8 protein-coding genes and 4 tRNA genes are annotated in these 8,762 nt (G+C 47.8%); 2 read left to right on the top strand and 10 right to left on the bottom strand.

Annotated elements, in window-relative coordinates; translation table 11 throughout:
* From clpX to VIN66_RS03030, 10 genes are all read right to left on the bottom strand, one after another.
* A partial coding sequence (clpX, locus tag VIN66_RS03075; RefSeq protein WP_331922620.1) for an ATP-dependent Clp protease ATP-binding subunit ClpX occupies positions 1 to 637 on the bottom strand: 637 nt, incomplete at its 3' end.
* Positions 638 to 691: 54 nt separating this feature from the next.
* Positions 692 to 1,315 (bottom strand): ATP-dependent Clp endopeptidase proteolytic subunit ClpP, encoded by a 624-nt coding sequence (gene clpP, locus VIN66_RS03070; RefSeq protein WP_331922619.1) that lies wholly within the window; start codon positions 1,313 to 1,315, stop codon positions 692 to 694.
* A 104-nt stretch (positions 1,316 to 1,419) separates the two neighbouring features.
* The gene (gene tig, locus VIN66_RS03065; RefSeq protein WP_331922618.1) at positions 1,420 to 2,730 is read right to left on the bottom strand and encodes a trigger factor; all 1,311 of its coding nucleotides are present in this window, start codon (positions 2,728 to 2,730) and stop codon (positions 1,420 to 1,422) included.
* A gap of 251 nt (positions 2,731 to 2,981) precedes the next feature.
* Entirely contained in the window at positions 2,982 to 4,235 is a 1,254-nt protein-coding gene (locus tag VIN66_RS03060) for a glutamate-5-semialdehyde dehydrogenase (protein ID WP_331922617.1), read from the bottom strand.
* Positions 4,232 to 5,353 (bottom strand): glutamate 5-kinase, encoded by a 1,122-nt coding sequence (gene proB / locus VIN66_RS03055; RefSeq protein ID WP_331922616.1) that lies wholly within the window; start codon positions 5,351 to 5,353, stop codon positions 4,232 to 4,234. Before proB ends, VIN66_RS03060 begins: the two co-directional genes overlap by 4 nt.
* A 205-nt stretch (positions 5,354 to 5,558) precedes the next feature.
* Positions 5,559 to 6,059: a GNAT family N-acetyltransferase gene (locus tag VIN66_RS03050; protein ID WP_331922615.1), complete on the bottom strand. Its 501-nt coding sequence runs from the start codon at positions 6,057 to 6,059 to the stop codon at positions 5,559 to 5,561.
* A gap of 136 nt (positions 6,060 to 6,195) precedes the next feature.
* Positions 6,196 to 6,272 (bottom strand) — tRNA-Pro (locus VIN66_RS03045).
* Positions 6,273 to 6,289: 17 nt separating this feature from the next.
* Positions 6,290 to 6,365, bottom strand: a tRNA-His gene (locus tag VIN66_RS03040).
* 25 nt (positions 6,366 to 6,390) lie between these two features.
* Positions 6,391 to 6,467, bottom strand: a tRNA-Arg gene (locus VIN66_RS03035).
* 32 nt (positions 6,468 to 6,499) lie between these two features.
* Positions 6,500 to 6,576 (bottom strand) — tRNA-Pro (locus tag VIN66_RS03030).
* 189 nt (positions 6,577 to 6,765) lie between these two features.
* Here VIN66_RS03030 and folD point away from each other — a divergent pair.
* Complete coding sequence (gene folD / locus VIN66_RS03025; protein WP_331922614.1) at positions 6,766 to 7,626, top strand: bifunctional methylenetetrahydrofolate dehydrogenase/methenyltetrahydrofolate cyclohydrolase FolD; 861 nt, start codon at positions 6,766 to 6,768, stop codon at positions 7,624 to 7,626.
* A 234-nt stretch (positions 7,627 to 7,860) separates the two neighbouring features.
* Positions 7,861 to 8,762: alpha/beta hydrolase family protein (locus VIN66_RS03020; RefSeq protein WP_331922613.1), on the top strand; the 902-nt coding region annotated here is incomplete at its 3' end.

Here is an 8,762-nt window from a genome sequence, read left to right as displayed (position 1 = left end):
GTGCCTGTTGTACACCCTCACCTGACACATCCCGGGTAATTGACGGGTTATCAGACTTGCGTGAGATCTTATCTATCTCATCAATGTAAACGATGCCACGCTGCGCCTTCTCAACGTCATAATCACACTTCTGCAATAGCTTCTGGATGATATTTTCGACATCTTCTCCGACATAACCCGCCTCTGTCAGCGTAGTCGCATCTGCCATGGTGAACGGAACATCCAGCAATCTGGCTAGCGTTTCGGCCAGTAAGGTTTTACCACTACCGGTTGGGCCTATCAGCAAAATATTACTTTTGCCCAACTCTACATCCTGCTTATGCTGAGCACTACGCAAGCGTTTGTAATGATTGTATACGGCAACTGCCAATACTTTCTTGGCGTGATCCTGACCGATTACATAATCATCGAGGTGGTTGCGGATCTCCCGCGGCACCGGCAATTTATCGGCATCACGCTTCGGAGAAATATCCTTAATTTCCTCACGGATAATGTCATTGCATAAATCAACGCATTCATCACAAATGTAAACCTGTGGGCCTGCAATCAACTTACGCACTTCATGCTGTGATTTGCCACAAAAAGAACAGTACAACAGTTTACCGTTCTTATCGCCGTCAGTGCGGTGATCAGACATGTAACTACCTCTTTCACTACGATGCAGCCCGATTGACCGGGCTGCCTTATATGATTATTTCGCGTCTCTGCTACTTAATATGGCATCTACCAGGCCATAATCCAAGGCTTGTTGTGCACTTAAAAAGTTATCGCGTTCAGTATCTTTACAAACCTGCTCGTAACTCTTACCACTGTGCTCAGCCATCAGACGATTCAATTTTTCTTTGATACTTAAAATTTCACGGGCATGAATTTCAAAATCCGTTGCCTGCCCCTGAAACCCGCCTAAAGGCTGGTGAATCATTACCCTGGCATTTGGTAAGCAATAACGTTTACCTTTGGTACCACCAGATAGCAAAAACGCGCCCATGCTGGCTGCCTGTCCCACACATACTGTCGCAATATCCGGCTTAATATAACGCATCGTATCGTAAATCGATAAACCGGCCGTGACAGAACCGCCAGGTGAGTTGATATAAATATAGATGTCTTTTTCCGGATTTTCTGATTCTAAGAACAATAATTGCGCCACAATCAGGTTGGCCATATGGTCTTCGACCTGACCAGTTAAGAATATTACCCGCTCTTTGAGCAAACGTGAGTATATATCAAACGAGCGTTCGCCTTTGGCAGTTTGTTCAATAACGATTGGTACCAGAGCGTTTACTATGTCATTCAGATGTTGCGGCATAGACATATTATAGGGTTCCCTCTAAATGGCTGGTTTTATTGTTGCAGAAAATAAAATGGCCCGAACAGTTGTCCGAGCCATTAAAGCCGTCAAGCCGACATAAGTCAACGTTAGTTGGCTGCTTGCGGGTTCATTATCTCGTCAAAAGCTGCTTTTTGTTCAGTCACTTTCGCGCCGGCCAGAATGACATCTATTGCCTGCTCTTCCAGTGCAACGTTACGCATGCTCTGCAATAATTCTTTATTGCTGTTGTAGTACTGTACAACTTCTTGTGGATCTTCATATGCAGATGCAACAGTTTCGATCAACGCCTGAACTTTCTTGTCGTCAACTTTCAGTTCATTGGTTTTGATCACTTCGCCCAGCAACAGGCCTACTTTCACGCGGTCTTTCGCTTGCTCTTCAAACAGCGACGCTGGCAGTTCTGGCAGTTGCTTAGGATCTAAGTTATTGCCAAAACGCTGCAGAGCCTGCTTACGCAGTACATCTACCTCTCCTGCAATTAACGCCTTAGGCACGTCAACTTCGTTGTTGGCCAACAAACCTTTGATAACCTGATCTTTTACTTTTGCTTTAATATTCTGGTTCAGTTCACGCTCCATGTTCTTGCGCACTTCAACTTTCAGCGCGTCAACAGTAGCCGTTTCTAAACCAAATAAGCCTGCGAACTCGTCGTTCAGTTCAGGTAATACCTGCTGCTCAACTTTATTAACGGTAACAGCAAAGCTTGCGGCCTTACCTTTTAAATTCTCAGCGTGGTACTCTTCCGGGAATGTTACATCGACAGTAACCTGTTCACCGGCTTTTTTACCAACGATGCCATCTTCAAAACCCGGAATCATGCGGCCCTGGCCCAGCTCTAAACTGAAGTTGCTGGCTTTACCGCCTTCAAACTCTTCGCCATCAATTGAGCCAACGAAATCGATAACCACGCGATCAGAAGCGGCAGCTTTGCCTTTTTTCTCTTCCCATTTCGCATGTTGCTTGCGCAGTGTATCCAGCATTTTGTCCAGATCAGCGTCTGCAATTTCTACTACTGGTTTATTTACTTCGATTTTGTCCAGGTTCTTAACTTCAACTTCCGGATACACTTCAAAAGTCGCTTTAAACTCCAGATCTTTACCCTGTGCCAGTTGGCCAGGAGCAAAAGTAGGAGAGCCGGCCGGAGTCAGTTTATTCTCGATGATGGCGTCGTAAAAATGACGCTGCATTTGCTCGCCAGCGACTTCCTGCAGTACTGCCATGCCGTAACGTTTTTGGATCAGTGATACCGGGGCTTTACCCGGACGGAAACCGTCGATACGCTGACGCTTGGCCAGATCACGTAAACGGCTTTTTACTTCTGCATCAATTTTGTCGGCCGGTACGGTGATTGTTAACTGGCGCTCTAAACCCTGAGTGGTTTCCACGGAAACTTGCATCTTGTTACCTCAAATTCAAAATACAGGCGCATAACAAACGCCTTACTAATATGATCTGGTATCAAAAACGCAGCACTGAACCAGACCTGTAATAAAATAGGACGCGGCATTATAGCGGGGTAAATGTCTGGCGTCGAGCCCTTAACTAAAGCCCATTTATGCAGCTGTGTTTGATATGAAAAAACGCAACCTGATCAGCAAATTACACAGGTTGCGTCAGTCTGATTTTGTGTCAAAGACAGTAAATATTTTTAGCCGCGGGTCTGGCCGTTACCTGTGACAACATATTTCTCTGTTGTCAGGGCTTCAAGCCCCATCGGTCCGTATGCATGCAATTTACTGGTTGAAATACCTATTTCAGCACCCAAGCCCAGCTCCCCGCCATCGGAAAACCGCGACGATGTATTATGCATGACAACGGCAGAATCTACCTGACGAATAAAACGGTCTGCATTGGCTTGATCTGCGGTGCAGATAACTTCCGTATGCTGGCTGCCAAACTGATCAATATGTGCCATTGCGGCGTCAAGATCATCTACAACTCTAACCGCTATTTCCGGTGCCAGATATTCCTGGCCAAAATCATTATCTGCAATAGCCTGCGCATTAGCAAAATAGCCAATACTGTGCTTACAGGCATGTACTATCACATCATGCTTGGCCAGCGCCGTAGCAACCATTGGCAAAAAATCGGCGGCAATATATTTATTTACCAACAAGCCTTCCAGCGCATTACATACGCCAGGACGTTGCACCTTGCCATTGAGCAACAAATCTATTGCCATTTGCAGATCTGCTGATTGGTCAACGTACAAATGACATACGCCTTTAAAATGCTGGATTACCGGAATCCGGCTGTGCTCGGTAACAAAGCGAATCAGGCCTTCCCCACCACGCGGTATTACCAGATCGATATAGTTGTCCTGCTTTAACAGTGACAACATCAAATCCCGATCAGGGTCCGGCACTATACTTATCACTTCGTCTGGCAACTGGTGTTCCCGCAACGCCTGCTGCATCGCTTTCGCTATCGCCAGGCTGGTTTGAATAGCTTCACGGCCGCAGCGCAGAATAACGGCATTGCCTGATTTAAAACACAAAGCACCGGCATCAGCAGTGACGTTTGGCCGTGCTTCGTAAATCATACATATCACACCCAGCGCAATACGGCGTTTTTCGATATTAATACCGTTTGGCCGCCGTTCAATCTGGCGGGTGGCCCCTACCGGGTCTGGCAAGTTAATAATCTGTTCAATCGCCTGCGCCATGACATTGATACGCTCTGCTGTCAGGGTTAGGCGGTCAAGCATAGCGGCACTTGTGCCGTTAGCACTGGCGGTTGCCACTTCATCGGCATTTGCGGCAAGAATCATCTCGCTGGCTGAGCGGATATGATTTGCCATACTCTGCAGCACAAAATTTTTCTGCTCAGTCGTTAAATTCGCCACAGCTTTAGCCGCATGCGACGCTTTTGCAGCAATATCTGCTGCGATATCGGTACTCATATTCTCTCCAGTAACATCATTTCACTGCGATGAATAACGGCATCACTGCCTGTCGGGCAATAGCCCAGACAAGAAGCAATATCCCGGCTTTGCTGGCCCTTGATTGAAAATAGCTCGCTGGCACTGAACCGGCTGACGCCTTTTGCTATTTTACGTTTACCTACCGCACAACGCACCAGTACAGCATCACCAGAGTCGAACTCGCCGCTGATATTCACTATACCACTGCAAAGCAGTGAGGCTCCATGCTGGCAAAGCGCCTCAATACAGCCGTCATCGACCCAGATCTCACCTTTAGCACGCAGCGTATGGCGTACCCAATGTTTTTTAGCCGACAGCGGTTTAGCATGACCATGAAAAATGGTGCCAGGATTATTGCCCGCTAAAATACACTGAAAACTATATTCCTGATGACCATCAATAATGACAGTATCAATGCCGTGAGCCGCAGCTTTCTCTGCCGCTTCAATTTTGGTCCGCATACCGCCGGTGCCCACTTTGGAGGCGGCGCCTCCTGCCAGAGCGTAGATTTCAGGGCTTATTCGTTCTACTACGGGGATCAGCGTTGCATTTGGATCCCTATTCGGATCGGCAGTGTACAAACCAGCCACATCAGAGCAAATGATCAATGCATCTGCATTGGCAACCGTTGCGACCATAGCGGCAAGATTGTCATTATCACCCACTTTAATTTCATCGGTGGCGATAGTGTCGTTTTCATTAACAATTGGCAGTACATTATGGTCGAGTAATCTGCGTAGCGTATTTTGAATATTGACATGGCGCACTCTGTCGCTCAGATCACCATGCGTCAGCAACACCTGTGCACACGGAAAATCAAAACAATTGCTCCAAAAATTCATTAATTCGCTTTGTCCAACAGCAGCCATCGCTCTTTTCAGTGCAATTGGTACCCGTTGATGCTGAAAGTTAAAATGATGGCGGCCTGCCGCCACACTACCTGATGAGACGAGGATCACTTCAAGACCCTGTAGTCGGCATTGCCGGATAAACTCGGCGATGGGACGCAAATACTGTTCGCTACACCCCTGGTTGTCCGGCGCGATCAGGGCACTGCCGACTTTAAGCACGACCCGGCGCCAGGATGGGTTAATCATAACTCCTCCAATGGTTGTTCCGGCGGCTATAATAGCAAAAACTGTAACCCGGCACCACTCAAGTTACAGTTTCAACAATAACCTCTTGCAATCATTGCCACACAATTAGCTGATTATAAAAGACTATAATAAATATGAATAACCATCATACACAGCAAAATTGGTAGTATCAGCAACGAAATCTGTAATTAAATTACAGCTTTGCTCAGGAATAAAGTTGTACATATTCTTCAGATGGTTGCATTTTAACCATCTTTTCAAACTGCAGCCCTAAACGACTCAGCAATTTGATAGACGAGGTGTTTCCTGCACTTGTCAGGCCGACTATACGCTTTAACTTCAACGAACTGTAACCAAAATGCATCACCGCCGATGCTGCCTCAAAGGCATAGCCTTGTCCCCAGAATTTTGGCAGAAACGCAAAACCAATATCTGTCTCCTGCAAAAAATCACGAAACAATAAGCCACAAAACCCGATAGGCTCTGCAGTGCTGCACTGTTCGACAATAAACAAGCCGTAACCGTACTGCTGATAGCTTTTTATTGGTCCGTCAGCCAGATAATGCAAAGCATCCAACTCTGAACGTACGCCACGGTCAGCAATATTTTCAATAAATGACGGTTCATTCAGTAGTTTACAGGTGAAAGCAGCGTCAGCAGCAGTAAGATGGCGAACACGCAGACGCGAAGTTTCGGCAATAATCACGGGTATCTTCCTTAATATAACAGCTGCGTTCAGCATACATTAAGGTTTAAAGAAAAGGGAACAACTTTGTTTTTCGCATACAGCCTTTAATCAGCTGAGCGCTTTAGAGAAGACGAAAGCATTTGTAGTAATTAGATGGTCGGTGATGCAGGATTTGAACCTGCGACCCCTTGGACCCAAACCAAGTGCGCTACCAAGCTGCGCCAATCACCGACTATACAGAAAAGAGATGGGGTGGATGATGGGGCTCGAACCCACGACAACCGGAATCACAATCCGGGGCTCTACCAACTGAGCTACAACCACCACTGAAACTGTTTTGCGCTTGTTATGGCGCGCCCGATAGGATTCGAACCTATGACCCACGGCTTAGAAGGCCGTTGCTCTATCCAACTGAGCTACGGGCGCACAATCGAAAGCCCTACCAAGCTGTAAACTAATGGTCGGTGATGCAGGATTTGAACCTGCGACCCCTTGGACCCAAACCAAGTGCGCTACCAAGCTGCGCCAATCACCGACTTCGCTGCACTGCTGCAACGGGGCGGAATATTACAGCCGGGGCGCTATAGCGTCAAACCTTTTTTTGCAGTTATCAACTGATTGCCTATTATTTGAACCTATTGCCTCAGAACTGGTGCAGGATGGTGTTCAGACAATAGCTGTGCGAAAATAGCCGGCAGTGAAAATATGGCAGAGATGTAAGCAGATGACCGCACAGATTATAGATGGCAAAGCTGTTGCTCAGGCAACAAAAGATAAAGTCGCCGCTCAGGTTCGCGCCCGTATTGCAGCAGGCAGACGCGCACCCGGCCTGGCGGTGGTATTGGTAGGGTTAGACCCCGCTTCTCAGGTCTACGTAAGCAGTAAGCGTAAAGCCTGTGAGGAAGTCGGCTTTCATTCGGTTTCATACGATCTACCATCCGATACCACTGAACAGCAGCTGATTGAACTGATTGATAAACTGAACAATGACGATACTGTCGACGGTATTCTGGTGCAGCTGCCATTGCCGGCGGGGTTGGATTCATCTGCCATTTTAGAGCGCATCACGCCGCATAAAGATGTTGATGGCTTTCATCCTTATAATATTGGCCGTCTGGCACAGCGCATGCCTGCACTGCGCTCCTGCACGCCCAAAGGCATCATGACCCTGCTGCAAAGCACCGGCGTAAACGTGAAGGGGATGGATGCCGTTGTAGTCGGTGCTTCTAACATTGTAGGCAGGCCAATGGCTCTTGAGCTGCTGCTGGCAGGTTGCACCACTACGGTATGCCACAAGTTTACTAAGAACCTGGAAGCGCAGGTACGCCGTGCAGATCTACTGGTTGTCGCCGTTGGCCGGCCGGAGTTTATTCCCGGTGACTGGGTAAAACCCGGCGCTTTGGTTATTGATGTAGGCATTAACCGGCTGGACAGCGGCAAACTGGTGGGCGATGTCGAATACGCGGCCGCCGTAAAACATGCGCGCTATATCACCCCGGTTCCGGGCGGTGTAGGCCCGATGACAGTGGCCAGTTTAATAGAAAATACGCTGGAAGCCTGTGAGCTGTATCACGATAAGCACTAAATCTGACTAGCAGCGGCAGTTGCAATTGCAGTAGCCGCTGCCCTCGCCCCGTTAAAGCTGCCAGTTGCTGCTTAAAGCTGCCATTAGCCGGCGTCATATCACTTTCACCACTTTTCGTTTTTACTGTTTATCCGAATACTGTTAGCGTGTAATAACCTGAAACCAAACCCTAAACCACTTTTCAACGTATTAAACGGGTTGGTTTTGGCTCAGTTTTAGAAAATAGGATTTTTTATGCGCTCTCATATCATCATTAAAACAGCAGGCGCTGCCGCATTTATTGTTGCTTTGCTTATCTCTTTAACCGGATGCGCGCAAAAACCGGTAGCCGATACTGTTGTCTGGCAACAGCAACTGAATTTGCCTTCGGTAAAGTACTCGGCGGAAGTCGCTGAGCGCTTGTGGCTAAATATTGAGGAAATCAGTTTTAACTGGCTGGACCAAAGTAGAGAACGCGTTGTACCGGCGTTGCTGTTTAAACCTGCGCGTCAGCAAAAAGCCAGCGCATTAATAGTGTTTTCACATGGCCTGGGTGGTTCAAAAGAGCGTTACGCTTACCTCGGCCAATATTGGGCCAGTCAGGGCTATGCCAGCTTGCATGTTCAGCATGACGGCAGCGACAGAAAAGTCTGGCGCGGCAGCAGGCTAATGTTACCTTTTCGCCTGATGGACGCGGCAGATACTACCGAGGCGCTAGCCAGAGTGCAGGATGTGAAGTTTGCTTTGGACCAGATCCTGTCGTCAGAGCACGCCGCAGCTTTTGATAACCAAACTATAGTGATGGCCGGCCACTCGTATGGCGCCAATACCTCAATGCTATTAAGCGGTGCGCAAGTTGAGCAAAACGGCAGCCTGGTCAGCTTGAAAGACGATCGCATCAAAGCGGCTATTTTAATTTCAGCCCCGCCTTTTTATAACAATCAGTCGCTGGATAAAGTGCTGGCTGACGTGAGCATCCCCACCTTGCATATCACCACCACCGAAGATGAAATTCGGGTACCGGGCTTTTATTCATCGCCACAAGACAGGTTTGAGTTGTACAACGCCATGGCCAGCAGTTACAAAGTGCTGGCGGTGTTTAGCTCAGGCAGCCACAATATTTTTTCCGGCTGGCGCGGCAGTAAAGATACCAAGCC

Origin of the sequence: Rheinheimera sp., assembly GCF_036568245.1 — a bacterium.
Lineage (GTDB): Bacteria > Pseudomonadota > Gammaproteobacteria > Enterobacterales > Alteromonadaceae > Alishewanella.
This window is presented reverse-complemented; position numbering and strand designations above follow the sequence as displayed.

What these genes read in the sequence shown, in the direction of transcription:
- VIN66_RS03060 (WP_331922617.1), bottom strand. Translation starts at nt 4,235, where the DNA reads ATGAGTACCGATATCGCAGCAGATATTGCTGCAAAAGCGTCGCATGCG.
- proB (WP_331922616.1), bottom strand. Translation starts at nt 5,353, where the DNA reads ATGATTAACCCATCCTGGCGCCGGGTCGTGCTTAAAGTCGGCAGTGCC.
- clpP (WP_331922619.1), bottom strand. Translation starts at nt 1,315, where the DNA reads ATGTCTATGCCGCAACATCTGAATGACATAGTAAACGCTCTGGTACCA.
- tig (WP_331922618.1), bottom strand. Translation starts at nt 2,730, where the DNA reads ATGCAAGTTTCCGTGGAAACCACTCAGGGTTTAGAGCGCCAGTTAACA.
- folD (WP_331922614.1), top strand. Translation starts at nt 6,766, where the DNA reads ATGACCGCACAGATTATAGATGGCAAAGCTGTTGCTCAGGCAACAAAA.